1 protein-coding gene is annotated in these 487 nt (G+C 49.1%); it reads left to right on the forward strand.

Translation table 11 applies throughout. The features are described from left to right. The coding region (locus Q4563_RS15925) for a tellurite resistance TerB family protein (RefSeq protein WP_303605164.1) at positions 1-462 on the forward strand (462 nt) is incomplete at its 5' end. Positions 463-487 lie beyond the last annotated feature (25 nt).

Below are 487 nucleotides of genomic sequence, written 5' to 3' on the forward strand. Positions count from 1 at the left end.
GAGGAATACAACATGTTGGGATGGCTGAAAACAAATGTGTCGATGGCACGGGACAAGCTGACGACCGAAGTTTCGAAGTTCAAGAACAAGGACTTTATGGAAGCAACCGCCACTGCCTGCGCCATGATTGCCGCCGCGGATGGTGATATTTCTTCCGCTGAAAAAATGAAAATGACCGGGTTTATCAACAACTCGCCAGAGCTCAAGGCCTTCAATCTCAATGACGTTATCAACGTGTTTAACGACGCTTGTGGCAAGTTTGAGTTTGACTATCAGATTGGTCAGGCGGAAGCGTTGAAAACGATCAACAAAATCAAGAAAGACGATGGTGCCGCACGTTTGCTGGTGCGGGTTGCCTGTGCCATTGGTGCATCGGATGGCAGTTTTGATGATCAGGAAAAAGCCGCTTGTCGTTTGATTTGTTCGGAGCTGGGCCTGAATCCGGCTGATTTCGAGCTTTAGGCTTTACCTGCGCTGCGACGAAGAC

It is taken from the genome of Gilvimarinus sp. 1_MG-2023, from assembly GCF_030548285.1.